This window comes from Flavobacterium sp. (genome assembly GCF_039930565.1).
Classification (GTDB): Bacteria; Bacteroidota; Bacteroidia; order Flavobacteriales; family Flavobacteriaceae; genus Flavobacterium.
Map to the genome: position 1 here is coordinate 26,053 of NZ_JBDTTP010000017.1, position 25,285 is coordinate 51,337.

Sequence of the window (25,285 nt, forward strand, 5' to 3'; positions counted from 1 at the left end):
AATCAATGACATTTAAAAAATTTTGTTTTTTGTTTTTTTTAAATCCTGCAAGGTTTCAGTATCTTGCAGGTTTATCAATTTTTTTTCCAGACTATTTATCTGAATTCTTAAAAACTTTTTTACAATAAATTAAAAAATTAAATGTCAAATAATACTAAACAATTTACCCTTCACGAAGACTGGACAGTCGTACTATTAGGATTTCTAATCATCGCGATTTCATTATTTATATTTCTTCCTGAAGTTCCGCTATTCAAATGGTCCAACGGATCCGATTTACTGGCGGATGTATTTGCTATCGGAAATTTGAAAATTCTGCTAATTCAGTTTATCTATCTGATTGCCATCGGAGGTATAGCTGCTTTTTTAATTGGAAAATCGGTCAAAAACTTTTTATTGGGTTTTCCAATCGTATATCTGCTTACTGTTTTAGCTTTAATTATAGCAGGAAATACTTTTATAAAAGGACTCAATTTAGAAGCCGTAATTTTTAGTTTGATTATTGGTTTGGCAATCGGCAATTTCTTCAAGCTTCCGGAATGGTTTCGTTCAGCACTTTCAACAGAAGTTTTTGTGAAAATCGGTTTGGTTTTATTGGGGACCAGTGTCATTTTTTCAGATATTCTGAAAGCCGGTTCTTTAGGATTAATTCAGGCTTTAATTGTGGTTTTATCGGTTTGGTATTTTGCTTTCTGGTTGTGTAAAAAACTAAAAGTCGACGACGAATTGGCGATGATGATTTCGAGTGCTGTTTCTATCTGTGGTGTTTCGGCAGCAATTGCGACTTCTGGTGCCATCAAAGGAGATTCAAAAAAACTGTCATACGTTATTTCTATGGTATTGGTAACTGCCATTCCGATGATGATTTTCATGCCAATCATTGCCAAATATTTCAACTTTCCTGAAGAAGTTACCGGAGCATGGCTTGGCGGAAGCATTGATACCTCCGGAGCTGTTGTGGCTTCGGGATCTTTGGTTGGAGAAACGGCTTTGAAGATTAGTACTATTGTCAAATTTTCACAAAATGTATTGTTAGGAATTGCTGCTTTTGCAATCTCGGTTTATTGGACATACACGCACAATAAATCTTCTGAAGTTGTTGCCTCAAAAACAACATTAGGCGTTATTTGGGAACGTTTTCCAAAATTCGTCCTTGGTTTTATTATCGCTTCCTTAGTATTTTCCTTCTTATTGACTTCTGAAACAAGAGATACTGTAAAAGACAGTTTGAAGAATCTTCAGGGAATTTGGTTTGCTCTTGCTTTTACCAGCATTGGATTAGAAACCAACTTTAAGGATTTGTTCAGCAACAATAGTAAGAAACCTTTGTATGCTTTTTTGATTGCTCAGCTTTTTAATGTAATTGTCACGCTGATCATTGCTTTTTTATTGTTTGGAGAATAATTATGAGAGGTTTAAATGAATAATAAAGAGTGTAAATGTTTTAATATAGCATTTTACACTCTTTATTATTGAGTTGTACAAAACACCCAAACTCATTATATATATTTAAAAATCAAATACTTCCTTCCATCAATCATCTATTTATAAACCTATAATCTAGTTATTCTCATGTAGCCCGGCAAAACCCCGGTGTTGTTAACGAACTTTCGGCTAAATATTTTGAATGGGCAGACAAAACGGGAGTAGTTGAATACATTAAATTCAAATTAAATTCAAATTAAATTCAAACAAAAAAATGAATTGATTCCGGGAACAGCTGCGAAAAAGTAATGGCGTTTTTGATATTTTAAGCAATTAAAAAAAGCGATTGTCTTCGGACAATCGCTTCTTGATTTATATAAAACTTAGAGTATAATTTATTTAAGAAGCCATAGCAATTTCTAAAGGTACAGCTGTGTATGACAAAGTAAGTGGATCTGAATACCCTGAAAAAAATACATCCAGTATTTCCTGAAATACAGAATCCGCATTTTCTACCTGAGAAAAAAGAGTCATCGAAGAACAAAGTTTTTTCGCATCTAATTCTCCAAAAATAGCCTCAGCAGATTTTTTTTTGTATGCTAATAAAACCTTACAGATTTCAATCAAATGTTTTGCTAAAACAGGATGGTTTAAAAAATCCTCTGCTTCTTTAAGATTTGCAATTGCATAGTAATTAGCAATTGTGCTTTTTCCCAAACCTTTTATCTGAGGAAAAATAAACCACATCCAATGTGTTTGTTTTTTTCCTTTTTTTAGTTCGGAATAAGCGGTCAGATAAAGTTTGTTTTGTGCATCTAAAAAACGTGTTAAATCATTATTAGAGTAAGACATAGGATGTAATTTAAAGGTTAAACAAATTTTTTGGTTTTAGTTTTAGGTTATTCAAATCTACTCCGCTTCCTAATTTAAAAATTATATAATTTAGTTACTTTTATTATATAATTCCAATTTATAAAAAAAATGCAGCTTCGAAATATCTATTTCAAAGCTGCATTACTATTTTATTGAAGTAATTTTACCTTTTAAAATTACTCAAAGATTTCTCAATAATTTCAAGACATTCCTGAATTTGTGCTTCTGTAATCACTAAAGGCGGAGCAAGACGAATTTTGTTCCCGTGAGTTGGTTTTGCTAATAAACCGTTATCCCTGAATTTCAGGCAAATTTCCCAGGCTAAATCTGATTCTTCATCACAATTAATTACGATCGCATTTAGTAAACCCTTTCCGCGAACAAGCGTGATTAAGTCGTTACGTTGAGCAATTTCATTTAATCCTTTTCTTAAAATGATTCCTAAGCGTTCTGCATTTTCAGCCAGTTTTTCATCTTTCACAACTTCAAGTGCAGCAATAGCAACCGCTGCAGCAACAGGATTTCCTCCAAAAGTTGAGCCGTGTTGTCCCGGCTTGATCACATTCATGATTTCATTATTAGCCAAAACCGCTGAAACTGGATACACACCTCCCGAGATTGCTTTTCCTAAAATCAAAATATCAGGCTGTACATTTTCGTGGTGAACGGCTAATAATTTACCGGTACGCGCAATTCCGGTTTGTACTTCATCCGCAATAAACAATACATTGTGTTTTTCGCAAAGTGCTTTAGCTTTAGCCAGATATCCTTCAGATGGAACATAAACTCCGGCTTCTCCCTGAATAGGTTCTACCAGAAAACCGGCAATATTTTTTGAGGATTCCAGTACTTTTTCCAGAGCATCCAGATTATCATATCCAATTTTTATAAAACCTTCGGTAAAAGGTCCGAAACTTTTACGGGCACTTTCATCATTTGAAAATGAGATGATTGTTGTTGTTCTTCCATGAAAATTATTCTCGCAAACAATAATCTGAGCCAGATTTTCATGAATACCTTTTACTTCATAAGCCCATTTTCTGCACAATTTTAAAGCCGTTTCAACTGCTTCAGCTCCTGTGTTCATTGGGAGAACTTTATCAAAACCAAAATAATTGGTTATATATTCTTCATAATTTCCTAATTGATCGTTATAAAATGCACGGGAAGTCAATGTCAGTTTTTGCGCTTGTTCTATCATTGCACCCACAATTTTAGGATGACAATGCCCTTGATTTACGGCAGAATAGGCTGATAAAAAATCATAATATTTCTTTCCGTCAACATCCCAGACATGAACCCCTTCTCCTCTATCTAAAACAACCGGAAGCGGATGATAATTATGTGCTCCGTATTTATTTTCTTTCTCTATTAAAACCTCAGATTTTGATGAAAGAATTTCTTGTGTATGTGCCATGATTCCTATTTTAAATTCTTTTACAAAAATAATTATATTATTCTATTTTACAATAAAAATTGCTACTTTTGACTTTATTTAGTGCAATTAAAGTCAATTTATTAATTAATAATTTAAATAAAAGTCAATTTTATTTTTAACAACTAAAGAAATGCTAGCATTAGACGAATTTGACATCAAAATTATAAAGGAGCTGGAAAAGGATGGCAGAATGGCTTTTTCGTCAATTGCCACAACGCTGAAGATTTCAAATACTATGGTGCATCAGCGTGTCAATCGATTGGTCGAACAAGGTATTATTTCCGGAATTAAACCTTTGGTTAACGAAAAAAAAATTGGTTATGACTGGGCTTCATTTACCGGAATTACACTCAATAAAGATTCGGATTCAGACAGAATAATTGAAGCTTTAAAAGATATTCCGGAAATAACAGAATGTTATTATGTAACTGGTTCCTTTACACTTTACATCAAAATTATAGCCAAAAATCACGAGCACATGCGAACTGTCCTGTACGAAAAAATAGATCGGATTTCCGGCATTGCCAAAACTGATTCTATAATTGAATTAGGTTGTGCTTTTAAAAGAAACATTACTTTATAAAACGAGAAAAATGAATTCTAAAAAATACATAACCAAAGGAGATGGATTGCCCAATTGGGAAAATCCGATAAGTCATGCAGTTGTTGCCAATAATATGTGTTTTGTAAGCGGGCAATTATCTGTAAATAGTGAGGGAAAATATGTTTGTGAAACTGCTCTAAAAGAAGGAGAATTAGCATTTAAAAATTTCTTTTCCGTTATAGAAAATGCGGGTTTTAAAAAAGAAGATATTGTATTCATAGATATTGCTTTTGATAATTTAGAGAATCTGCCGGAAATAAATCAGCTATACAGCAGCTTATTTTTAGTTGACAAACGTCCTGCAAGAACAATTTATGAAGTACAGAAACTGCCATTTGGTGCAAAAATAAAAATAGCAGGAACAGCAGTAAAGGATCTGTAAGAGAACTAATTAAAAATATACCTAGTAAGTAAAAAAGTACACTATTATTTCAGTATAAAATGCAAAAATAGCATATCAAAACTCTGTTTATCAAAACATCCCAATAAATAGCATTTTGATGTTTATTTTACCATTAAAATTTCAGATATTTGTTTAAAATCAAACATTTATGAAAACAATATATCTATTTATTTTAGGGCTTTTATTAAGCATGAATACAATATTTGCACAATTAAAACCTGTAAAATATGCTGATGCTGATCAGGTTCTAAACGGATTATCAATAAAATCAGTTAAAAAAAGCAGTCAGAATCCTGGTATTTTATTACTCCCTGCCTGGAAAGGAATTGATAATGCTTCAAAGGAAATTGCCGAAAATTTATCCAAATTGGGTTATACCGTTTTTATCGCTGACATATATGGGGAAGGAAATTACCCAAAAGACAATTCCGAAGCAGGAAAACAAGCTGGTTTCTACAAAAAAAATTATGAAGCCTATCAAAAACGTATTCAATTAGCATTAGATCAATTAATAAAATCAGGAGCAAATGCTGATAATATTGTTGCTATTGGCTACTGCTTTGGTGGAACAGGTATTTTGGAAGCAGCACGAGGTCATTTGAATCTAAAAGGCGTTGTTTCCTTCCATGGAGGTTTAGGCAAAGAAGCTTCACGCCCTGTTGAACCTATAACTCCCAGAGTTCTAATTTGCCACGGAGCTGATGATCCAAATGTAAAACCAGAAGAAATTTTGGCCTTTCAGCAGGAAATGCGTGATGCAAAAGCAGACTGGCAAATGATTTATTATTCTAATTCTGTTCACTCCTTTACCAATCCTGAAGCTGGAAATGACAACTCAAAAGGAAATGCCTATAATGCTGTTGCGGCAAAAAGGTCTTTTGAACATCTACAGCTTTTTCTTAATGAAGTATTGAAAAAATAATTCCTAATTAAATTGAAGACTATAAAATCGGTTAATATTCTTGAGTTAGCTAATCAAAACCAACCTAAATAAATGTCACACAGTCCTATCAGAAAAGATAAAACCTGCTTAAACTGCAGGCATGTTGTTGAACAAAAATTTTGTCCGAATTGTGGACAGGAAAATACAGATAGCAGAAAAACATTTCATCATTTGTTTATTCATTTTTTTGAAGATTTGACACATTATGAAAATGCCTTTTGGAAAACCATCAAAAATTTACTTTTCAAACCCGCCACTTTAACTAAAGAATATCTTTCTGGAAAAAGACTTTCTTACCTGGCTCCTGTGCGTCTTTATATTTTTATAAGTTTTGTTACTTTTCTTATGATTGCTTTATTTCCAACCAATTTTGATGAAAGCCTTAACAAAGGAGAGAAAAATATTTCTTCAAAACTAGAGAAAAATGAGAAGATAAAGATTAAAAATTTTAATCCTAATTCGCATTTTGAATTAATTACAATGAAAGAAATCGATTCTATTCAAAAATATGAAAAAGGAAAAGAGAAACTTTCTGAATTTGAATATTGGGCTTATGAAAAAGTTGTACATGTAACTGAGCATAATACTAAAAAAGAAATTATAGAAAAATTTTTAGAATCATTTGTTCATAATATTCCAAAAATACTATTCATTATAATGCCTTTCTTCGCCTTTTTTTTATGGATTTTTCATGATAAAAAGAAATGGTATTACTTTGATCACGGAATATTTACGCTGCACTATTTTTCTTTTTTACTTTTAACTTTTCTTATTTTATTCGTTATTGATAAAACTATTGGGTCGATTAGTGCAATATCATTTATAGCTGAAATTGCAAATTTTGTCGGCATAATCTGGATGCTTTACTATTTTTATCCTGCACATCATCGCTTTTACGGAGAATCACGAATTGTTTCCTTTTTTAAAAGTATAATACTCTTTTTTATAAACTCATTTTTTATCTTATTTTTACTGACTCTTTACATTTTCTATACATTCATTAATTTACATTAAACCACAATGAAAAAAATAGTTATTCTATTATTGCTTACCTCTGCATTTTCATGCAAAAACATACAATCTGTTGGTTCTAAAGACAATTCAGATCCAACAAAATACATGAACCTGATTAGTGAAGAAGATTTAAAAACAATGTTATATGTTGTCGCTTCAGATGAAATGGAAGGTCGTGAAACAGGATCGAAGGGACAAAAAAAAGCAGGTCTTTACATGATCGGGCAATACAAAAAAAACAATGTTCCGTTTCCTAAGGGAGCTTCTGATCATTACCAGCATATCCCAGCGGCTTTTTTGAATGCAAAATATAAAGAAAACCTACCCGACTCCGAAAATATCTTGGCTTATATAGAAGGTTCCGAAAAACCGGATGAAGTTTTGGTTATCTCTGCACATTATGATCATGTAGGAATTAAAAATGGTGAAGTTTATAACGGCGCTGATGATGATGGTTCAGGAACTGTTGCCGTTATTGAGATAGCGAAGGCATTTGCAAAAGCTAAAAAAGACGGACACGGACCAAAACGTTCTATTTTATTTTTGCATGTTACTGGTGAAGAACATGGTTTACACGGTTCAAGATATTATTCTGAAAACCCATTGTTTCCAATCGCGAATACGATTGCTGATATTAATATTGACATGATTGGCCGTCGTGATGTTGAACATTCAAAAACAAACAATTATGTTTACGTTATTGGAGCCGACAGATTATCATCAGATTTACATAATATTACAGTTGCCCAAAATGAAAAATACAGTAAAGTAGAGTTGGATTTCAAGTTTAATGACCCAAAAGATCCAAATCATTTTTATGAGCGTTCTGACCACTATAACTTCGCAAAACATGGTATCCCTTCTGTTTTCTTTTTTAATGGGGTACACGAGGATTATCACGGAAAAGATGATATTGCTGAAAAAATTGAATATGATGCCTTAACCAAAAGAACAAAATTAGCATTTGTCGTTGCCTGGGAACTGGCAAACAGGGAGAACAGACCAATAGTTGATAAAAAATAAGTTCTTAAATAAGATTATCTTTAAGCAAAAAAAAGGGGAATGAGTTTAAAACTCATTCCCCTTTTTATATTTACAATAAATAATTTCAAATTGAAACTGTTGGCAACTTAGAATTTTAGTCGTTCATCGAAATTAAAAACTCTTCATTATTTCTGGTTTTCTTAAAACGTTCGTTTACAAAATCCATTGATTCTACAGGGTTCATATCAGATAGGTATTTACGCATGATCCACATTCTTTGAAGCGTTTTCTCATCTAATAACAAGTCATCACGACGTGTACTTGATGACGTAAGATCGATTGCAGGAAAAATACGTTTGTTGGCAATTTTACGATCCAGCTGAAGTTCCATATTACCAGTTCCTTTAAATTCTTCAAAGATCACCTCATCCATTTTAGAACCTGTTTCTGTCAGTGCAGTTGCTATGATGCTTAATGACCCTCCGTTTTCTACATTTCTTGCTGCTCCAAAGAAACGTTTTGGCTTTTGTAATGCATTCGCATCAACACCACCACTTAAAACTTTACCTGAAGCTGGCTGAACAGTATTGTAAGCTCTTGCCAAACGAGTAATCGAATCTAAAAGAATGACTACATCGTGTCCGCATTCTACCAAACGTTTTGCTTTTTCAAGTACAATGTTGGCAATTTTTACGTGTTCTTGCGGTTCTCTGTCAAAAGTAGAAGCGATAACTTCACCACGAACACTACGCTGCATATCTGTAACCTCTTCAGGACGTTCATCAATCAAAAGAACAATCAAATAAACTTCAGGATGATTGGCGGCAATTGCATTGGCAATGTCTTTTAATAACATTGTTTTACCTGTTTTAGGCTGTGCGACAATCATACCACGCTGTCCTTTTCCAATTGGAGAAAATAAATCAATAATACGGGTTGAAACTGAACTGCCTTTTTCGGCTAATTTGAATTTTTCTGATGGAAAAACAGGTGTCAGGTGTTCAAAAGAAACTCTGTCGCGAACTACCTGCGGATCGTGACCGTTGATTTTCAATACACGAACTAAAGGAAAAAACTTCTCCCCTTCTTTTGGGGGACGAACCACTCCTTTTACTGTATCTCCGGTTTTAAGACCGAATAATCTGATTTGTGAAGTTGATAAGTAAATATCATCCGGAGAGGCTAAGTAATTATAATCCGACGAGCGTAAGAATCCGTAACCGTCCGGCATCATTTCAAGAACACCTTCACTTTCAATAATTCCGTCAAATTCAAAGTCTGAATCCCTGAAATTATTTTTTTTATTTTTATGATTTGGATTTTGGTTCCCGTTATTTCCGTTTAAATTTCCGTTTACATTTCCATTTCCATTTCCATTTCCATTGGGATTCTGGTTTGGATTTTGGCTTTTAAGCTGATTCGGATTTATTTTTTTTACTGGGGCAGCTTGCTCTGCTTTTTCAGATGGAACCTCCGGTAGAGATTCTTCAGTTTCTGAAGAATTACTTTCTTTTTCTTTTTGCTGAGCAACTTTCTTCTCGTAAGCAGATTTATTAAATTTTACAATTTTTGCTCCTTTTTTCTCTGTTCCTATATCTTCTTTTGATTCTGAAGTTTCAATTTGTGCGGTTTCCTGAGATTTTGAATCCGCTTGGACTTTTGAATTTTGCTGCGCTTTCGAATTTTGTTTCGCAATTACCGGAGCTTCAGTTTTTTCAGGCTCCTCCTCTTGTTTATCAAATTCTAAAACAGGAGTGTTTTTTGAAATAGCTGCCTTTTTTGCAGGAACTATTCTGGTTCTTTTGGGTTTATCATCATCAGCCATTTCAATGACAGGGGCTGGCGTATTATTAGCTTCCTGATGTGCTAAAATCTGACTAATTAAAGTCTCTTTTTTGACACCGTTAAACTTTATATTTTTAGCTAATTTAGCTATTTCTTGAAGCTCGGAAAGCTTCATTTCTTTTAATGCAGAAATATCAAACATGAATGTTCTATGAATTTAATTATTTTAAATGAAATACTGTAAAAGAATAGGTAGATACTTGATTTCAATTAACCGCAGTATGAAGTGCTTACGGTATTATGATGCAATAATACGAATAAAATTTAATCATACAATAGTATTTTAAAAAAAGAAAATATATTTTTGTAAAACAATTTTTGATCATGATACAACGAATTCAGACTATATATTTACTGCTTACCTTTTTGGTTACCGGAGTTTTGCTCTTTTTTGTTCCTCTTTGGACAACAAATAATAGAGAACCTTTTTATTTTATGCAGGATCAGGTTTATACTATTTTATTGGGTTTGAGTACTATGCTTAGTATTATCAGTATTATTTCATATAAAAAAAGACAGAATCAGTTTGTTATGGGGAGACTGAATATAATATTAAATTTAATTTTATTAGGATTGTTTGTATATCGTTCTCTAAATTTATCTGGAGAAGCAGTTACTGTTTCTGAGAAAGGTATTGGGATGTTTCTTCCTATTGTTGCTATCGTGTTATTAGTTTTAGCTAATAAGGCCATCAAAAAGGACGAAGATCTCGTAAAATCTGTAGATCGTTTGAGATAAACCTATAAACTTAGTTTATTGCGCGAAGAGAACCCGAATTATACAATTCGGGTTTTTTTGTGTTAAATATCACGTTATTTATTAAAAATCAAATAAATTAATTAAAAATATTAATGTTATCAGTTGTTTTTTTTATAATTTTACAATTGTTATTCCATACTATTTATGATACAGAAAATACGAATTCATCTTGCCGATGACCATTTGGTCCTAATTGATGGACTGACCAATCTTTTAAGTACTGTTTCTGATTTTGAAATAGTAGGATCATCATCAAATGGGCTAAATATTTTTGATGAAGTAGTGACAAATAATGCCGATATTTTAGTACTTGATCTTAGTATGCCTGAAAAAGACGGTGTAGAAGTCTTAAAAGAATTTAATAAAAAAGGATATCCTTGTAAAGTTATAATTTTATCCAGTTATGACGATTTAAAAATTATTAAAGAAGTAATGAAGCTTGGTGCCAGCGGTTATTTGACAAAAAAATGTGCCGGCGAAAATATAATTGAAGCTATTGAAGTTGTGAATCAGGGAGAAGAGTATTTTTGCACTTCAGTGAGAGAGAAAATTTTCAACACCTTTACAGAAAATAATCCTAAATTAAATAAATCTGTTTTTCCAATAAATTCGATTTTAACGGGTCGTGAATTAGAAATTATAACTTTAATTTCACTAGAATACAGTGGAAAAGAAATCAGCGAGCAGCTTTTTATCAGTACAAATACAGTCGAAACACATCGTAAAAACATTATGAAAAAGTTACAGACTAAAAACACTATTGGCTTAGTAAAATATGCTATTAAAAATAACTTGATAAAATCCTAAATCAATAAAGATAAAAGCGCTTATAAATGCAAGGACCAAATGGAGTTTTTAACTCCATTTTTTTTTTAAAATTTAAAAATGATTTAGAATAAATTCATAAAAACAAATTAACATTCCTTAAAGTAAATCCGGACTATTTAATCATTATATTTGATTTTATGATAAACTATTATATTAAACAAGAATATTCTTTAAGACTTATTAAAAAATAACGATAAATATTATTCTTATCCTCAAAAATAGTTTTCTTGAAATAAATTTTATTTAATTACAAGAATATGAAAGTTCAAAATTTACGGAATCATATCAGATTTTATCCGCCGCATCATTTTGTGTATTATCCGATTTTGATGGTTTTTTTAATTTCAAGTGTCTATTTTGCATTTACAACAGATGATAAACTTATTTGGGCCTTTATAAGTATAACATTGATATTCTTATTCTGTGTTGCTTTTATGCTTCGGCAGCATTATGCTTTAACACTGCAAAACAGAATAGTAAAAATGGAACTTAGATATCGGTATTTTGTTCTTTCAGGAAAAAGACTGGAAAGCATTGAATATAAATTTACGGATGAGCAGTTATTTGCTTTACGATTTGCATCTGATGGTGAATTTTTATCCCTTATTGAACGCACACTTCATGAAAACCTTACTGGCGACGAAATAAAAAAAGCGATTATACACTGGAAAGGTGATTATAGTCGTGTATAAACTTAGAAAAAAAATATTAAGTATAACAAATACTATTTTATAATTGAGAAATAACTATAAAAACAATCGCTATCAAAGCTAAAATAACGCCTGCAAAGTTAATTTTTGATAGCTTTTCTTTGAAAAATAATACTCCCACAAAAGTCCCTAATACAATCACTCCCATATTCATACTGGCAAAAACAGTTGAAGGATTTTCAGAAAAAGCCTTATGTGCTTTAAGATAAAACAAAATATTTCCAAAATTAAATACTCCAACCAAAACACCAAAAAGAAAATTTTTACATTCTAACCGCACTTTTTTAACTATTGCCTGATAAATTAAAATAAAGAGACTGACTGCCAGTGAAATATCAAAAACCACAAATAAAGAAGTTGTGTAGGGCAAAGAGGTATAAAGCGCAATTTGTTTAAAAAGAATGTCTATAATTCCAAAACCAATTAAAACAAAAGTTGTAAAAATCCATTTTTGGGACTGAATATTTGCTGATGGTTTATTGAAAATTAACAATAACGCAAAAAAACCAATTAAAAGACCAATAATTTTATACAAGTTAAAATCTTCATTAAAAATAAGCCATGCCGCCAAAATTGGAATAAAAAGCGATAAGCGCTGTGCTGCATCTGTTTTTACAATTCCCATATGTTGTATTGAAAGGACTAAAAAATGAAAAACGACAGGAAGTAAAATACCAATAGCCAAATAAACATTCCAGGGAGCTTTAGCACTAACCTGATCCATATTCGGACTAAATATGAAATAACAAAGTCCAATCGCTGCTACATAATTAAAAGCGATTACCTGAAATGCATTACCATTATAACTTCGGGAAATTTTAAAAATCACTCCTACTGCAACACTGCAAATAATACTTAGAATCAGAAATAACATAATTATTTTTAATGCAAAAATAGTGTTTTAAACTCTTCATGAATAAATGAACTTTACTCAATAACTACTCATGATTTTTAGCTATTCTATTCTCTTTCTTAATTTGAAAAGATGATGCGAATTAAAAACCAATACCGCTATAAAAACAATACTGTAAGCAAGAATCTGTAATGTGCTTATTTTTTCTTTATAAACAAAGTTCGCCAGTAAAAAAGCGATCATGGGATTAATATTCAAAAGCATACCAACCGTTGAAGAATTGATTCCGGAAAGTGCATACAGATTTAAAAACAATGGAATAATTGTAAATAAAATAGCAATTGTTTCTATAAAAAAATAAAATTTGAAGTTTGTTGGCAACGGTTCGCTGTAAGCCGAATAAAAAGGCAATAAAATTAATGCTGCTAAAGTAATATGAAATGTGAGTATGACAAAGGTATCAAAAACTTTATTAACACGCTGACTTACTAAATAACACGCATATGTAAAACCTATAATTATACTAAAAAACATATCCATTATATCTGCATAAGACAGCAGTAAACAGCCTGTAACACTTAGTGCAACCGCTAACCACTGTGTTTTTAAGAGCTTTTCATGCAAAATGAAGTAAGCTAACAAAGTAGTTAAAATAGGGCAAACCAAATACGCCAGCGAAGTTGCCTTTACGCTAATATGATTCATTACATAAATAAAGGTGAACCAGTTTGCTATCAAAAAGAAGCTTCCTCCGATATTTAATAAAATAGTTTTCTTTTTTTCAGAAGATGGCAGACTTTTAAAAATCGTTATATTTTCAATTAATATTTTTCTTCTAAAAATAAAAACGATTAGCAGCATGAGAAAACTGCAGCTAAAAACACGATAAAACAAAATATCCAAAGAAGCATATTCATGAATAGGCTTTAAGACCAGACTAAAAAATCCCCAAATAATATAGGCTGAAATGGCAGCTATGTAATATTTTGTAGTTTTCATTATTTTTTATTGAAGTGGCAAATTTCCAAAAAATAAAACCAAATACAGAATGTTTTAGAATTTTACTATAAAAAAAAAGACAACACCAATACTGGCATTGTCTGTTAACTATTGAAAACTAAAATTAAATTTATAAAACGTAATAGGAATTACTTTCTGATTTTTTAGGCTCGTTTTTAAGATGGAACTCATTTATGATATCAAATTCACTTTGATACTCATTCAGCATCTGCATAATATTTTTTTCTATTGTATTTGCAATAGCCGTAACAGGTGTATCTGTTGGCCTGTTTTCAAAAGGATCCTGTAAATGAATTGCCATTCTTTCGATTAAAAAGAAAGAGGCTGCAATTGCTGTGATAAGCGGAATAGCGAACCAACTCAATACACTAGTAAGTCCAAAAGGCAGCAATAAAATAAACAAACACAATGTTAGCCTGGTATACATGCTGTAGGTTGTTGGAAAAATAGTGTTTTTAATTCTCTCGCATTTACCCATTTCATCGCATAATCTTGATAATGTATTATCAATTTCTACCTGTTGGTACATATTGATTTTTTTTTCATTTTTTGCAATTCGCAAATCTCTGGCATGCAACATTAAAATTGCATTAGGAACATTCTGATGATTTTTTATGAAACGTAATTCATCTTCACTCACCAATCCTACAAGTGGTTTTACAGCATCTTTATTTCGGAGTGCCTGTCCTAAACTGTAACACCATGCAATCTGTCTTTTAGCAAAATTTTCTTTGAATTCACTTGCTTCGACTGAAAAATTGGGATCTTTATAAAATGTCAGCACCTGACGAATCAGTGTTCTCGAGTCGTTTACAATTGCTCCCCAGACAATTCTTGCTTCCCACCATCTGTCGTAAGCCTGATTGGATTTAAATGCTAATAATAAGGATATAATTGTACCAATCATTGTTGGTATTGCAATTGGGATATTAACAGGAAGATTGATGAAATAATGATGAAAAATTTCAAACATTACAGTATAAGTAATCACCAGGGCAATTTCAACTTTAATTTTCCCGAGCACATACTTCATTGGAATTCTTTTCTTTAACAACATAATTATCGGTTTAAATTAAATTCATTTATAATTTCTTTATGCCAATTCTTCATAAAGCGAAAGAACCGGAAGACCTAATCCCTCATTGTTATTTACTGGTTTCGTTTTTTTGAATTTAATCTTTTCGCCTTTTCTGGTTTCAACCAATAAATCAATATCGTATTTAGATATGGCTTCTTTCAAATAAGGTGTAAACTCTTCCATGTTTTGAAAATTTCTGGTTTGGCTCACAATTTCAAATGAAAAATTCTGATTTAAAAAATGCTGTACATCTTTAACATGCATATTGGCAGTAGCATTTTCAATATAAAGTGCTTTATTAAAATCGTTTTTGATTTGCTCAACTCCTAAATGCAAAATTGGGCATTTTTGATTACCTGCTAATTTTGTCACATATTGATGAATTCGCTTTGGCTCCTGTTTATAGGAATGTGTAAGGATTACCAATTTTATATCAAAGGCATCAATTATACCTTTAAAAATTGGCGATGAAAGACCGAATTGATTATGCACCTTTATTTTACAATTTGAAGCACTTTGGATTATAAATCGGCAAGCTTCTAACACTTCCTGCTGACCTGAAGTAAGACCGGCTCTCATTTGGCGTAAAAATTGAGAAGACGAAAAAGTATCCGGAGTTTCAGATGAAAGCATTAACACAATCTCGCAATCAGATTTTTTTGCCTGATTGATAGCTGATTTTACTGCGCAGATTGTATCTGCTTTTAAAGTAGTAGGTATAAGAAAATTTTTCATAAGTATAATTGTTTTGTTTATACCTACAAAATAAGTCTCTCAACATTAGTACGGACTTAATGTAAAATTAGAATTTTCTAAGATTTAACATTAGAATTTTTAATGTTGGCTTTTTTAGAAGTATTTTTCTTGAAAATAATAGTTACGATTGTTCCTTTATTTTGCTCGGATTGTACTTGGATTTCACCATCGTGCATTCTGATAATCTTAGAAGCCAACGGGAGCCCTAATCCATAACCTATATATTTTGCAGCAATTTTGCCCCTAAAAAAAGGTTCATATAAATGTGGAATATCTTCAGGGGGAATTCCTATTCCTATATCATTTATAGAAATTTTAATTAATTCCTGATTAGCTGTAAGGTTCACAAATACTTCATTATTATCAGAGTATTTAACCCCATTTGTAATAATATTATTGATAGCCAGTTCTAATAGAGGTTTATTGCAAGGAATTAAAAGTAAGTTAGAATCTTTGGGTGCAAAATTAAGTTTGATGCTTACTCGGTTATCCGGAAAAATTTTATCTATGTCTGATTTAACTTCCATTAGCAGTTCATCAATTCTGGCAATATCCAAAACCTGTTTTTTACCATCGTAACCAGTTTGTGTCAATTTTAATAAGCTTTCGGTAAGATTACCTAATCGTGAAGCCTGACTGTAAATATTTTCCAGGGACTGAATGTATTCCGGCAGTTCTCTTTCTTTTAGAAGCATGATTTCAGACTCTGCAATAATAGTAGTTATTGGCGTTTTTAATTCGTGTGAAGCATTATTGATGAAATTAGCCTGAATTTCAAAAGAGGTTTCCAACCGGTCTAGCATATCATTAAATGTGGCCGTTAAATCTGAAATCTCATCTGAATTTTTAAGCTCCGGCAATCTGTTATGGAGATTGGAAGCACTAATTCTATTAACCTCTTTTGTTATTCTTGATACTGGATTGATAACGCGTATTGCTAAAAGACGTCCTAAGAAAAAAGCTAATAGCACAAATCCAATACCACCAAACAACATTATTTTTACAATATAGATTGTGGTAGTATTTCCTTTTCTGTCCCTTGCTCCTACAATTACAATATATTTCTGGTTATTTTCCTCAAAAACCTGTCCGAGATAATATTTATTATCGATTTCAAAAAAGTCTTTTCCTGTTTTTAAAATTTTAGTGTAAAATTCGTTTGGCAGATTTAAATTTGTATTGTATTCGAAGCTATTTGCGCTATTTATTTTCAAAACAAATTCTTCTTCTTCTATAAGTTCTTCAAGCCCATTCTTTTTAAGCTCTTTATAGTATCTGATTTTTTCAGGATCTTTTTGAAAATGAATAGAAGCAACAATTTTGGCCCTGTCTTCTAGTCGTTTTAAAAAATAATATTGGTTATTGGACCTGAATAAAATAAATACAATAACACATAAAAGCAAAGTGCTAAATGTGGAAAGGGCAACATAGGTAAATGTAATTTTTTTTCTAATATTCATTCTATGATTTTATAACATAACCTAATCCTTTGATTGTATGGATAAGTTTATTGGAAAAGGGTTTATCAATCTTTTTTCTCAAGTAATTAATATAAACATCCACTACATTGGTATTCATGTCAAAATTGATATCCCAGACATTATCTAAAATTTGGTCACGAGAAACGATATTCCCTTTATTTTTAGCCAGATAATACAGTAATTTAAACTCTTTAGCCGTTAACGTAATCGATTGGCCTTCCCTGTTTACAGTCTTGGCACGTCCATTAATTTCCAGATCACTAATAGTGATGGTATCTATTTTTTCAACATCCTGATTTGCTCTTCGGTATAAAGCATTTAATCTTGCTTCCAGTTCGCCAAATTTAAAAGGTTTTACCAAATAATCATCAGCTCCCGCATTAAGTCCGGTTACAATATTCTCAGAAGTTCCAAGTGCTGTTAAAAGTAAAACCGGAACAAAATTTTTACTTGCCCGCAATCTTCTGCAAATTTCAATACCGTTAATATCCGGAAGCATAACATCTAAAACGACCACGTCAAAATTATAATCATGAAGCATTTCTAAAGCTGTTTTGCCATCAAGCGCTACACTTACTTCATTATTATTTTCAGCTAATCCTTTTCGTAAAATAGATAATAGATTAGGCTCGTCTTCGACTATAAGTAATTTCATTTTTAATAATGTATGAAAAACAAAAATAAGAATTGAAATGTAAATACAAATTACTACAACCTGAATTATGATTTTATTATGAAGAAAATAAAAATCTGACTATTTAATCACCTTTAAGCCAGCCCGTAATACTCATTCTGGTATTTTGGGTTACCAAAACTTCATGTACTAATTCGTTGCTTTTAAAAAAGACTGTTTTACCCTGAGTTGGTGAAATTTTTTGATTATTATCTTCCTGATGAATCATTAATTCTCCACCGTCGCTTTCCTGCCAATCACTGTTGAGATAACTGATCATTGAATATTTACGGCCTGGATTATTTTTAAACTGATCTAAGTGTTTCAGGTAAAAATCGCCTGTTTCATATAAGGAATAATGAAACTCATAACCTGTAATTCCTGCATAACAGCTTTTATTTAAATAAATTATAAAAGCATCAATCTGAGCAAAAAAGGCATCCTCAAAGACATTATTATTCTCTTTATCTAACCAGTAAATAGAATCGCTCCTGATGGCACCATCGTATGAAAGCTTTTCTGAATTGCCAATTCCTGCCGCCATCAATAAGTTTTTCTTGTTTAAGTCAAGTAAATTTTGCTTTAAATGATTCGCCAATTCAGGGCTTAAAAAATGCTCCGATATCCCAACTTTATTCTCAATATAACTTGCAATCAAATCTTCAAAACTATTTTCCATTTATTTTTTAGGAAAACTGCAAATACAGTCAACGAAGCAAGGTAGAAGAAATAAAACTGATAATGGATTTATTTTGACATAAAAAACCCGACAGCTTATTAAAATCTGTCGGGTTTGATGTATTTTTATAAAAATTACTTTAAAACTTCCGCTCCGGCTACGGCTACAGTATGGTCATTTTCAACACTGCTGCCACTAACTCCAATAGCACCAATAATTTCTCCATTCGAATTTTTAATCAATACACCACCCGGAAAAGTGACCAATCCTCCATTAGAATGTTCAATGTTATAAAGTGGCGCTCCCGGTTGTACAGCATCTACCAAAGCTGCTGTATCCATTGTAAACCAGGCAGCAGTTTTTGCTTTTTTTTGCGATATATCAATTGATCCTATCCACGCACCATCCATTCGGGCAAATGCGACCATATTGGATCCGGCATCTACTACACAAATATCCATTTTTGTATTAATTTCTACGGCTTTATTTTTTGCTGCTGCAATTGCTCTTTCAGCTTGTTCTAATGTAATATTCATGATTTTATTTTTATCCTATTTTTAATAACTACAATTTACTAATATAACTTCCGTACATATCTTTAAACTGATGTCCTTGTGCAAAACGATCTTTGCTTAATTTTTTATATTCTACTAATCCCCATAAAATAAATTCTTTCATGAAATACTGGTCTTTTTTATCTAACTGAGGCTGGTATTTTTTTAATAAAACATCCAACGGAGTTACCTCGTCTAAAACTTGTTGATATTCTTCATCAGAAGCATCATCTAATAATTCAAAACCGCTTTCAGCAAAAAACCACTCAATTAAATCAGAATAGGGTGTTTTTGCGTCAGGCTTTTCAAGCTTTTCTATTTTAGGTAAAAGTGTTGGAAATAAAGTTTTAATCGCTGAACCAATTAAATTCTGGGCAACAAAAGCGGCTCCCTCCTGCTCTCCTTCATACACCAACTCGACTTTTCCGGTAATCGCGGGAATAATTCCTATAAAGTCTGACAGCCTCAATACAGTTTTATCTGAACCGGATTTTAAGGCACGTCGTTCTGCAGTACTCATTAAATTCTCAAAAGCGGTAATGCTCATTCTCGCACTAACGCCACTTTTATTATCAACATATTCGCTGTCGCGGGCTTCAAAACTTATTTGTTCTAAAATATCTTTCGCCAGACTTGGCACATAAACAAGTTTGTGCTGTGTCTCGTCTAATTTTGCTTCCTGTTCTGTAATCGTTCTTGCAATAGCAACGTTTTCGGGATAATGTGTCAGGATTTGGGAACCAATTCTGTCTTTTAAAGGTGTTACAATACTTCCCCGATTTGTGTAATCTTCCGGATTTGCCGTAAAAATAAATTGCATATCAAGAGGCATTCTCAACTTAAATCCCCTAATCTGAATGTCGCCTTCCTGCAAAATATTAAACAAGGCAACCTGAATTCTGGCTTGTAAATCTGGTAATTCGTTTATGACAAAAATACAACGATTCGCTCTTGGGATCATTCCAAAATGAATCACGCGATCATCAGCATATGATAATTTAAGATTTGCTGCTTTTATCGGATCGACATCGCCAATTAAATCGGCAACGGTAACATCCGGCGTTGCTAATTTTTCAGAGAAACGTTCACTTCTGTGCAACCATGAAATTGGAGTATCATCGCCTTTTTCGGAAATTAAATCTTTTGCAAAACGCGAAATAGGATTTAACGGATCGTCATTTATTTCTGAACCCGTTACAAACGGAATGTATTCATCTAGCAAACCGACCATTTTACGTGCCAATCTGGTTTTTGCCTGACCGCGAAGTCCTAATAAATTAATGTTGTGACGCGATAAAATAGCACGTTCCAATTCGGGAATTACAGTATTCTCGAAACCGTGAACACCTTCAAAAACAGGTTTTCCTGATTTGATTTTTTCACGAAGATTATTTCTCAATTCGTCTTTGATACTTATACTTTTATATCCTGCGGCTTTTAATTGGCCTAATGTTTTTATGTCTTCTATTTTCATATTATTTATTTTGAAATTGAAAAATTTTAATGTTATAAAAATTCAATTTATTTCCTTTTGAAAAGCCTTTGTTCCTCAGAACCTCTTCAACTGTTTAACGAACTCTCTTCTTTCTATTGGTTTCATAATCTTCAAAAATCATTTCCCCTAAACCTTTCAGTCCGGTATAGAATGCTTTTCCCTGATTGGCTTCCGTAAAATGATTGACAAAACGCTGTAAATACGGATCGTTTGCAATCATAAAAGTAGTAATCGGAATGTGTAATTTTCTGGCTTGCTGCGCCTGTGTATAACATTTGTCCACAATATATTCGTCCAGCCCGTTGCTGTTCATATAGTAGGAACCATCCCTCTCACGCACACAGCTTGGTTTCCCGTCTGTAATCATGAAAATTTGCTTATTAGTATTTCGCTTTCTGCGCAAAATATCCATCGCCAATTGCAATCCTGCAACGGTATTGGTATGATACGGACCAACTTGCAGATACGGCAAATCCTTAATTGGAATCGTCCAGGCATCGTTTCCAAAAACTAAAATATCTAAAGTATCTTTAGGATAACGGGTTGTGATTAATTCGGCTAAAGCCATCGCAACTTTTTTGGCAGGTGTAATTCGGTCTTCGCCATACAAAATCATACTATGACTGATGTCGATCATCAAAACCGTACTCATTTGGGCTTTAAATTGTGTTTCCTCAACAACCAAATCATTTTCGGTCAGCATAAAACTTTCTACACCGTTGTTAATTTGGGCATTTCGTAAACTTTCAGTTAACGAAATACGTTCTAAACCATCACCAAAATTAAATTCACGGAATTCACCTGTATGTTCATCGCCGTTCCCCGCATGTTTGGTTTTGTGGTTTCCGGATCCGGAACGTTTCAAATTTCCGAAAATCTGATCTAAAGCTTGTTGCCTAATGGCACGTTCTGTTTTGGCCGTAATACCAAAACCGCCGGTACCATCTTCCTTAACCTCGTCTTTTATGTAACCTTTCTTTTTTAAATCTTCGATAAAATCATCGATAGTGTAGTTTTCGTCGGTCAGTTTGTATTCCTTGTCCAACTCCCGAAGCCAGTCTATAGCTTCGTCAAAATCACCCGAGGTATGGGTGATGAGCTCTTTGAAAATGCCAAAAATTTTTTCAAACGGAGACTGAAAAGGTGCTTCGTACGTCTTAAAATAAAAACCCTTTTTAAATTCGTTTTTCATAGTTCTAAAATTAATCTTTTTTACAACCAAGAAAAACGAAACGTTTATTAATTTTTAGTTAAAGTCTTAGGTATAAAACAATACTTTTTTGGCAAGAAACTTAGCGATTACTAATTTCCTTCAAGATAAAACCATGCACCATTTTCAAATTTAAAAGTTGAAAATTCATGATGAATTTGTGATTTTTTATTCTCATCCAAAAAATACGCATTAAATTCTACCTTATTCTCTTTGTAAAATAAAATTTCCAGTTGCAGCCATTTATTACTCGTAGCCCATTTTAGAATTTCAGCTTTTGAGTAATATTGCCTTTCCGAAATATAAGTTGTTTGCAAAAGATAATCGGCATTATGCGTAGCATAAGCAGAATACCTAGAACGCATCAAAGCCAATGCTGTTGGTGCTTTTTGATCCTTTTCAAGATACAATCCACAACAATCAGCGAAGAGTAAACCTGTGTCGCAAAAGCATTTTTTATTCTCCATCAACCTGCTCTTCGCCATTCAGTTTTACATGAAGCTGGTTTAACAAAACCTGATACCTGCTTATTTCTCTCAATTCTTCATCTTCTTCAGTAAAATCCAGCATTTCATCCAATACTTCACTTACATCAAGCAATTTATTATTGGCTTCTCTATTATTTTCAGCAGCAATTAAATCTATAATTTCCTGGACGCTTGCTTTTAAACTTTCAAATTTAGTATTCATATTATAAGGTGTTTTCGTTATCAAATTTGGGCGTGACCCGCAAAAAAAGCGGGTCGCGTTTTCGGCTTTATCTCTTCATTTCATTACGAGGATACCGCCTCTACCGCTCACGCAAAACCAGAACTGTTATCTATTCCTGATCTTTTTGGTTAAACTTTTTTATAATTTCTTTTAGCTTTTCCTTACGTGCAATTTCAGCCTGTTTTACTTTGTTTTGGGCTTTGTGCAATTTGTCATTGTGCTTTTTGATATTCCTTTCATTGTTGCGTCCCATTATATTTCTCTTTTAATTTCGTCTAAAGTCTTCTCCGTATAAATCAATTCGCTTACAAACTGTTTTCTCAAAACATCAATATCAGCTTCGTAATATTTTGCCCATGAAGTCAGCTGCTGAAGGTTTCTGATTTGCCTGATTCTTTTCGTGGTTTCAAAACCCGTTCTCAGAATTGCTTTTTTATCATACTCCGGATTATTTTTGTGCTGATAGTTTACAGTGTTTTTATTATAATCCGCTTCTATGTAATATAATTTTTCTTCCGTATTATCAGGATAAAACTCACTCCAGGCAGCAAAACCTGTTTTGGTTTTAGAAGAAGTATCCGGATCCATTGCAACCAATCGCCATTTACTGTTGGCTAATCTGCCCCAATGATTCGAAACACGGTACATTCCGGCTTCGGTATAATAATAGGTACTTCCTGCTTTGCTTTCAAACTGAATTTTCAATCCTTTAATGACTTCCGGCAATACTTCATTAAAAACACAAAATGTATTTTTAAAGGAATTAGGATGTGGCTTAAAGTTTTTTTGCATGTGCAAATATACTGAGATTGTCACGAACTCCCTAAAACAAACCAAAATTGATTAACTTTGCCACTTCAATTTAAAATAAAATACTATGTCTAAAGATTCACAAGAAAAAATGCCTCAAAAAGGAGTTTATACCGGCATCATCGAAAAAGATGAAAGCAACAATTATTTTTGTGGTGAATATCTTTTAGATTACAAAATGGCACATTCAAACTTTACTATCGGAGATTGGATTACAATTAAATCGGTTATCGAAAATCCAAGCGATATTAGTTATGATAAATATCCAAAGAAATCTAAAAACTTTGATAAGGCCAATCATAAGCCTGAGAATAAATAATTAAAATCTGTTTCAGGTTTTTTTGTTTCAGGTTTCAGGTTGAAATCTAAACATCTTATAAAAACAAGTGCCCTAGCCCCGATTACTTCACTTAGCTTTTATTTTAATTTGAGTTCAGTGAACTTCGTTTGAAGTGGAAATCCTTTTATGCCGGGGTTCGGCATAAAAGATTAGAACGGATAGCGGGAACCAGCTCCTGAAAAATACCTCTTTAGATATTTACTGAATATTTTTTCTATCAAAAGTAAAAAGTTAAAAAAAAGTGTACCTTTGCAAAAAATTTGTCTTTTTGAACAATTAATATCAATTTCAAACTAATAGACAAGTAGTTACCTTATTTATGAAAAAAATAGTTGAATACCGCAAGTTACTAAACGTAGAGAAAACTGCTGAATTAAAAGATTTAAAAACCATTTATCGTAATGCGATGAAGGAATCTCACCCTGACAAATTTCAAGGCGACGATGCGGGTTTAAAAGCTGCAGAAGAAAAAAGTAAAGCTATTATTGAAGCGTACCACTTTTTGGTAAGTATTAATCCTGAGACGATTAAAGCTAATTTACCTGAATATACTGAAACGATCGCAACTGCAACAATTACTGATTATAAATTTGTTGAAGGACGTTTAATCATTGATTTTTCTAACGGAAGTGTTTACGAATACATTAGTGTTCCTAAAGCTACTTACGTGAAAATGGTAAATGCTGATTCTCCTGGAAGATTCGCAAAAAGACACATTTTAAACTCTTTTACCTGGAGAAAGAAAACAAATCAGGAATAGATTCCTGCAATAAATATTGTTAAAAGCATTCTGACACCAGAGTGCTTTTTTTATGCTAAAAAGTAACAAAATCATTCCTTTAATTCTGAATAATAAAATTATTAGCTGTTTTTTAGTTGATCTAAACCAATTAAAACACTACTAATAAGACAGTTGAGGCAAAAAAAACTATAACAAAATTTTAGGTAGTAAAATTGTTGATGTTTTATATTTTTAAATACTTTTGTTGCACGAATCAATTAACTAATTAATTTTTATAATGAAAAAAATATTTTTTTTACTTACCGCTTCTGCAGCGATAATTTCTTGCAGTAAAGTTAAAGACGGAGAATTCCTTATTACCGGAACTGCAAAAGGAATTGAAAATGGAAAAACAATAATACTTCAGGGACAGGATCCAACAACAATGGCTGTTTTACCACTTGACACTGTAAAAGTTGAAAATGGGAAATTCGAAATAAAAGGAAAAGTTACTGAACCTGCTTTTCATACTTTAGTTATACAGGATTTACAAGGTCCGGTTCCGTTTATCTTAGAAACTGGTGAAATTAAGATCGAAGTTGATAAAGACAGTATTCATAAATCGAAAATTTCAGGAACTTACAATAATGATGAGTATGTAAAATTCAACGAAGAGCTTACTAAAGTTCAAAAAAGGCTGGTTGATTTTCAGAAAAAAAACACACAAACTATGCAGGCTGCACAACAAAAGCAAGATACTGCAGCTATCAATGGTTTGATGAAAGAATACATGGCTATACAAACTGATGTTCAGGGCGAATCTAAAAAGAAATATATAGCTTACGCTGAATCTCATCCTAAGTCTTTTATAAGTGCATTGATTATTCAGGGGATGGCTAATGACCCTAGTGCAGATTTCAAAAAAACAGAAGCTTTATATAACTCTTTGGATGAGTCGTTGAAAAACACAAAACCAGGAAAAAGCATAAAAGAAAAAATCGGTCAAATGAAAATGCCTGCAGTAGGTGCAACAGCTCCTGCGATTGGGAGTCCTAAATGAAGAGCAGATTTTTCAGCT

General features: G+C 32.4%; 29 protein-coding genes. 12 read left to right on the forward strand and 17 right to left on the reverse strand.

What is annotated here, in order from left to right; genetic code table 11:
* Nucleotides 1-141: 141 nt before the first annotated feature.
* Nucleotides 142-1,404: a putative sulfate exporter family transporter gene (locus ABI657_RS06480; protein WP_348096429.1), complete on the forward strand. Its 1,263-nt coding sequence runs from the start codon at nucleotides 142-144 to the stop codon at nucleotides 1,402-1,404.
* Nucleotides 1,405-1,824: 420 nt separating this feature from the next.
* On the opposite strand, the gene ABI657_RS06485 is transcribed toward ABI657_RS06480, so the two are convergent.
* Together ABI657_RS06485 and rocD are read right to left on the reverse strand one after the other, a co-directional pair.
* The gene (locus tag ABI657_RS06485) at nucleotides 1,825-2,277 is read right to left on the reverse strand and encodes a DUF1810 domain-containing protein (protein WP_348096430.1); all 453 of its coding nucleotides are present in this window, start codon (nucleotides 2,275-2,277) and stop codon (nucleotides 1,825-1,827) included.
* A gap of 184 nt (nucleotides 2,278-2,461) precedes the next feature.
* Nucleotides 2,462-3,715, reverse strand: coding sequence for an ornithine--oxo-acid transaminase (gene rocD, locus ABI657_RS06490; protein ID WP_348096431.1), 1,254 nt, complete (start codon nucleotides 3,713-3,715; stop codon nucleotides 2,462-2,464).
* Between the two features lie 151 nt (nucleotides 3,716-3,866).
* On the opposite strand from rocD, the gene ABI657_RS06495 reads away from it, so the two are divergent.
* The 5 genes from ABI657_RS06495 to ABI657_RS06515 all read left to right on the forward strand — a co-directional run bounded on the left by ABI657_RS06495 (nucleotide 3,867) and on the right by ABI657_RS06515 (nucleotide 7,723).
* Nucleotides 3,867-4,319 carry an Lrp/AsnC family transcriptional regulator gene (locus ABI657_RS06495; RefSeq protein WP_348096432.1) on the forward strand — a complete coding sequence of 151 codons (453 nt, stop codon included), beginning with the start codon at nucleotides 3,867-3,869 and terminating at the stop codon, nucleotides 4,317-4,319.
* A 10-nt stretch (nucleotides 4,320-4,329) separates the two neighbouring features.
* The gene (locus ABI657_RS06500; protein ID WP_348096433.1) at nucleotides 4,330-4,722 is read left to right on the forward strand and encodes a RidA family protein; all 393 of its coding nucleotides are present in this window, start codon (nucleotides 4,330-4,332) and stop codon (nucleotides 4,720-4,722) included.
* Between the two features lie 169 nt (nucleotides 4,723-4,891).
* Nucleotides 4,892-5,665 (forward strand): dienelactone hydrolase family protein, encoded by a 774-nt coding sequence (locus ABI657_RS06505; protein ID WP_348096434.1) that lies wholly within the window; start codon nucleotides 4,892-4,894, stop codon nucleotides 5,663-5,665.
* 72 nt (nucleotides 5,666-5,737) lie between these two features.
* Complete coding sequence (locus tag ABI657_RS06510) at nucleotides 5,738-6,700, forward strand: DUF3667 domain-containing protein (protein WP_348096435.1); 963 nt, start codon at nucleotides 5,738-5,740, stop codon at nucleotides 6,698-6,700.
* A gap of 6 nt (nucleotides 6,701-6,706) precedes the next feature.
* Nucleotides 6,707-7,723: a M28 family peptidase gene (locus ABI657_RS06515; protein ID WP_348096436.1), complete on the forward strand. Its 1,017-nt coding sequence runs from the start codon at nucleotides 6,707-6,709 to the stop codon at nucleotides 7,721-7,723.
* A 115-nt stretch (nucleotides 7,724-7,838) separates the two neighbouring features.
* Here ABI657_RS06515 and rho read toward each other — a convergent pair whose 3' ends face one another.
* The gene (gene rho, locus ABI657_RS06520) at nucleotides 7,839-9,671 is read right to left on the reverse strand and encodes a transcription termination factor Rho (protein ID WP_348096437.1); all 1,833 of its coding nucleotides are present in this window, start codon (nucleotides 9,669-9,671) and stop codon (nucleotides 7,839-7,841) included.
* Nucleotides 9,672-9,853: 182 nt separating this feature from the next.
* Here rho and ABI657_RS06525 point away from each other — a divergent pair, with 182 nt between their 5' ends.
* From ABI657_RS06525 to ABI657_RS06535, 3 genes are all read left to right on the forward strand, one after another.
* Nucleotides 9,854-10,267 (forward strand): DUF4293 domain-containing protein, encoded by a 414-nt coding sequence (locus ABI657_RS06525; RefSeq protein ID WP_348096438.1) that lies wholly within the window; start codon nucleotides 9,854-9,856, stop codon nucleotides 10,265-10,267.
* Between the two features lie 165 nt (nucleotides 10,268-10,432).
* Nucleotides 10,433-11,095 (forward strand): response regulator transcription factor, encoded by a 663-nt coding sequence (locus ABI657_RS06530; protein ID WP_348096439.1) that lies wholly within the window; start codon nucleotides 10,433-10,435, stop codon nucleotides 11,093-11,095.
* 278 nt (nucleotides 11,096-11,373) lie between these two features.
* Complete coding sequence (locus ABI657_RS06535; RefSeq protein WP_348096440.1) at nucleotides 11,374-11,808, forward strand: DUF6526 family protein; 435 nt, start codon at nucleotides 11,374-11,376, stop codon at nucleotides 11,806-11,808.
* 37 nt (nucleotides 11,809-11,845) lie between these two features.
* Here the strand turns inward: ABI657_RS06535 and ABI657_RS06540 are convergent, their stop codons facing one another.
* The 14 genes from ABI657_RS06540 to ABI657_RS06605 all read right to left on the reverse strand — a co-directional run bounded on the left by ABI657_RS06540 (nucleotide 11,846) and on the right by ABI657_RS06605 (nucleotide 23,128).
* Nucleotides 11,846-12,700, reverse strand: coding sequence for a DMT family transporter (locus ABI657_RS06540; protein WP_348096441.1), 855 nt, complete (start codon nucleotides 12,698-12,700; stop codon nucleotides 11,846-11,848).
* A gap of 81 nt (nucleotides 12,701-12,781) precedes the next feature.
* A complete protein-coding gene (locus ABI657_RS06545) occupies nucleotides 12,782-13,678 on the reverse strand; it encodes an EamA family transporter (protein ID WP_348096442.1) in 897 nt (298 codons plus the stop codon).
* 130 nt (nucleotides 13,679-13,808) lie between these two features.
* Entirely contained in the window at nucleotides 13,809-14,756 is a 948-nt protein-coding gene (locus ABI657_RS06550; RefSeq protein ID WP_348096443.1) for a bestrophin family ion channel, read from the reverse strand.
* 36 nt (nucleotides 14,757-14,792) lie between these two features.
* Nucleotides 14,793-15,512: a hypothetical protein gene (locus ABI657_RS06555; protein ID WP_348096444.1), complete on the reverse strand. Its 720-nt coding sequence runs from the start codon at nucleotides 15,510-15,512 to the stop codon at nucleotides 14,793-14,795.
* Between the two features lie 77 nt (nucleotides 15,513-15,589).
* Complete coding sequence (locus ABI657_RS06560; protein WP_348096445.1) at nucleotides 15,590-16,993, reverse strand: HAMP domain-containing sensor histidine kinase; 1,404 nt, start codon at nucleotides 16,991-16,993, stop codon at nucleotides 15,590-15,592.
* Nucleotide 16,994: 1 nt separating this feature from the next.
* The gene (locus ABI657_RS06565) at nucleotides 16,995-17,669 is read right to left on the reverse strand and encodes a response regulator transcription factor (protein ID WP_348096446.1); all 675 of its coding nucleotides are present in this window, start codon (nucleotides 17,667-17,669) and stop codon (nucleotides 16,995-16,997) included.
* A gap of 103 nt (nucleotides 17,670-17,772) precedes the next feature.
* A complete protein-coding gene (locus ABI657_RS06570) occupies nucleotides 17,773-18,366 on the reverse strand; it encodes a 2OG-Fe(II) oxygenase (protein ID WP_348096447.1) in 594 nt (197 codons plus the stop codon).
* A 134-nt stretch (nucleotides 18,367-18,500) separates the two neighbouring features.
* On the reverse strand, nucleotides 18,501-18,902 hold the full coding sequence (locus ABI657_RS06575; RefSeq protein WP_348096448.1) for a heme-binding protein: 402 nt from the start codon (nucleotides 18,900-18,902) through the stop codon (nucleotides 18,501-18,503).
* A 28-nt stretch (nucleotides 18,903-18,930) separates the two neighbouring features.
* Nucleotides 18,931-20,394, reverse strand: coding sequence for a magnesium chelatase (locus ABI657_RS06580; protein WP_348096449.1), 1,464 nt, complete (start codon nucleotides 20,392-20,394; stop codon nucleotides 18,931-18,933).
* A 94-nt stretch (nucleotides 20,395-20,488) separates the two neighbouring features.
* A complete protein-coding gene (locus ABI657_RS06585) occupies nucleotides 20,489-21,607 on the reverse strand; it encodes a VWA domain-containing protein (protein ID WP_348096450.1) in 1,119 nt (372 codons plus the stop codon).
* Nucleotides 21,608-21,717: 110 nt separating this feature from the next.
* Entirely contained in the window at nucleotides 21,718-22,092 is a 375-nt protein-coding gene (locus tag ABI657_RS06590) for a YchJ family metal-binding protein (protein ID WP_348096451.1), read from the reverse strand.
* Nucleotides 22,082-22,315: a hypothetical protein gene (locus ABI657_RS06595; protein WP_348096452.1), complete on the reverse strand. Its 234-nt coding sequence runs from the start codon at nucleotides 22,313-22,315 to the stop codon at nucleotides 22,082-22,084. Before ABI657_RS06595 ends, ABI657_RS06590 begins: the two co-directional genes overlap by 11 nt.
* Nucleotides 22,316-22,445: 130 nt before the next feature.
* Nucleotides 22,446-22,589 carry a hypothetical protein gene (locus tag ABI657_RS06600; protein ID WP_348096453.1) on the reverse strand — a complete coding sequence of 48 codons (144 nt, stop codon included), beginning with the start codon at nucleotides 22,587-22,589 and terminating at the stop codon, nucleotides 22,446-22,448.
* Nucleotides 22,589-23,128 carry a hypothetical protein gene (locus tag ABI657_RS06605; RefSeq protein ID WP_348096454.1) on the reverse strand — a complete coding sequence of 180 codons (540 nt, stop codon included), beginning with the start codon at nucleotides 23,126-23,128 and terminating at the stop codon, nucleotides 22,589-22,591. The genes ABI657_RS06600 and ABI657_RS06605 overlap by 1 nt, the downstream gene beginning before the upstream one ends.
* Before the next feature lie 85 nt (nucleotides 23,129-23,213).
* Here ABI657_RS06605 and ABI657_RS06610 point away from each other — a divergent pair, with 85 nt between their 5' ends.
* From ABI657_RS06610 to ABI657_RS06620, 3 genes are all read left to right on the forward strand, one after another.
* On the forward strand, nucleotides 23,214-23,465 hold the full coding sequence (locus ABI657_RS06610; protein ID WP_348096455.1) for a hypothetical protein: 252 nt from the start codon (nucleotides 23,214-23,216) through the stop codon (nucleotides 23,463-23,465).
* Nucleotides 23,466-23,805: 340 nt separating this feature from the next.
* The gene (locus ABI657_RS06615; RefSeq protein ID WP_007806810.1) at nucleotides 23,806-24,246 is read left to right on the forward strand and encodes a KTSC domain-containing protein; all 441 of its coding nucleotides are present in this window, start codon (nucleotides 23,806-23,808) and stop codon (nucleotides 24,244-24,246) included.
* Between the two features lie 259 nt (nucleotides 24,247-24,505).
* Complete coding sequence (locus ABI657_RS06620; protein ID WP_348096456.1) at nucleotides 24,506-25,267, forward strand: DUF4369 domain-containing protein; 762 nt, start codon at nucleotides 24,506-24,508, stop codon at nucleotides 25,265-25,267.
* Nucleotides 25,268-25,285: the final 18 nt, after the last annotated feature.

Excerpts from the sequence above, each read along its gene's own strand:
- ABI657_RS06500 (WP_348096433.1), top strand. The coding sequence starts at position 4,330 with ATGAATTCTAAAAAATACATAACCAAAGGAGATGGATTGCCCAATTGG.
- ABI657_RS06555 (WP_348096444.1), bottom strand. The coding sequence starts at position 15,512 with ATGAAAAATTTTCTTATACCTACTACTTTAAAAGCAGATACAATCTGC.
- ABI657_RS06575 (WP_348096448.1), bottom strand. The coding sequence starts at position 18,902 with ATGAATATTACATTAGAACAAGCTGAAAGAGCAATTGCAGCAGCAAAA.
- ABI657_RS06585 (WP_348096450.1), bottom strand. The coding sequence starts at position 21,607 with ATGAAAAACGAATTTAAAAAGGGTTTTTATTTTAAGACGTACGAAGCA.
- ABI657_RS06510 (WP_348096435.1), top strand. The coding sequence starts at position 5,738 with ATGTCACACAGTCCTATCAGAAAAGATAAAACCTGCTTAAACTGCAGG.
- ABI657_RS06530 (WP_348096439.1), top strand. The coding sequence starts at position 10,433 with ATGATACAGAAAATACGAATTCATCTTGCCGATGACCATTTGGTCCTA.
- ABI657_RS06540 (WP_348096441.1), bottom strand. The coding sequence starts at position 12,700 with ATGTTATTTCTGATTCTAAGTATTATTTGCAGTGTTGCAGTAGGAGTG.
- ABI657_RS06525 (WP_348096438.1), top strand. The coding sequence starts at position 9,854 with ATGATACAACGAATTCAGACTATATATTTACTGCTTACCTTTTTGGTT.
- ABI657_RS06600 (WP_348096453.1), bottom strand. The coding sequence starts at position 22,589 with ATGGGACGCAACAATGAAAGGAATATCAAAAAGCACAATGACAAATTG.
- ABI657_RS06615 (WP_007806810.1), top strand. The coding sequence starts at position 23,806 with ATGAAAAAAATAGTTGAATACCGCAAGTTACTAAACGTAGAGAAAACT.
- ABI657_RS06535 (WP_348096440.1), top strand. The coding sequence starts at position 11,374 with ATGAAAGTTCAAAATTTACGGAATCATATCAGATTTTATCCGCCGCAT.
- ABI657_RS06565 (WP_348096446.1), bottom strand. The coding sequence starts at position 17,669 with ATGAAATTACTTATAGTCGAAGACGAGCCTAATCTATTATCTATTTTA.
- ABI657_RS06495 (WP_348096432.1), top strand. The coding sequence starts at position 3,867 with ATGCTAGCATTAGACGAATTTGACATCAAAATTATAAAGGAGCTGGAA.
- ABI657_RS06580 (WP_348096449.1), bottom strand. The coding sequence starts at position 20,394 with ATGAAAATAGAAGACATAAAAACATTAGGCCAATTAAAAGCCGCAGGA.
- ABI657_RS06620 (WP_348096456.1), top strand. The coding sequence starts at position 24,506 with ATGAAAAAAATATTTTTTTTACTTACCGCTTCTGCAGCGATAATTTCT.
- ABI657_RS06505 (WP_348096434.1), top strand. The coding sequence starts at position 4,892 with ATGAAAACAATATATCTATTTATTTTAGGGCTTTTATTAAGCATGAAT.
- ABI657_RS06605 (WP_348096454.1), bottom strand. The coding sequence starts at position 23,128 with ATGCAAAAAAACTTTAAGCCACATCCTAATTCCTTTAAAAATACATTT.
- rocD (WP_348096431.1), bottom strand. The coding sequence starts at position 3,715 with ATGGCACATACACAAGAAATTCTTTCATCAAAATCTGAGGTTTTAATA.
- ABI657_RS06595 (WP_348096452.1), bottom strand. The coding sequence starts at position 22,315 with ATGAATACTAAATTTGAAAGTTTAAAAGCAAGCGTCCAGGAAATTATA.
- ABI657_RS06480 (WP_348096429.1), top strand. The coding sequence starts at position 142 with ATGTCAAATAATACTAAACAATTTACCCTTCACGAAGACTGGACAGTC.
- ABI657_RS06550 (WP_348096443.1), bottom strand. The coding sequence starts at position 14,756 with ATGTTGTTAAAGAAAAGAATTCCAATGAAGTATGTGCTCGGGAAAATT.
- ABI657_RS06545 (WP_348096442.1), bottom strand. The coding sequence starts at position 13,678 with ATGAAAACTACAAAATATTACATAGCTGCCATTTCAGCCTATATTATT.
- ABI657_RS06515 (WP_348096436.1), top strand. The coding sequence starts at position 6,707 with ATGAAAAAAATAGTTATTCTATTATTGCTTACCTCTGCATTTTCATGC.
- rho (WP_348096437.1), bottom strand. The coding sequence starts at position 9,671 with ATGTTTGATATTTCTGCATTAAAAGAAATGAAGCTTTCCGAGCTTCAA.
- ABI657_RS06560 (WP_348096445.1), bottom strand. The coding sequence starts at position 16,993 with ATGAATATTAGAAAAAAAATTACATTTACCTATGTTGCCCTTTCCACA.
- ABI657_RS06590 (WP_348096451.1), bottom strand. The coding sequence starts at position 22,092 with ATGGAGAATAAAAAATGCTTTTGCGACACAGGTTTACTCTTCGCTGAT.
- ABI657_RS06570 (WP_348096447.1), bottom strand. The coding sequence starts at position 18,366 with ATGGAAAATAGTTTTGAAGATTTGATTGCAAGTTATATTGAGAATAAA.
- ABI657_RS06610 (WP_348096455.1), top strand. The coding sequence starts at position 23,214 with ATGTCTAAAGATTCACAAGAAAAAATGCCTCAAAAAGGAGTTTATACC.
- ABI657_RS06485 (WP_348096430.1), bottom strand. The coding sequence starts at position 2,277 with ATGTCTTACTCTAATAATGATTTAACACGTTTTTTAGATGCACAAAAC.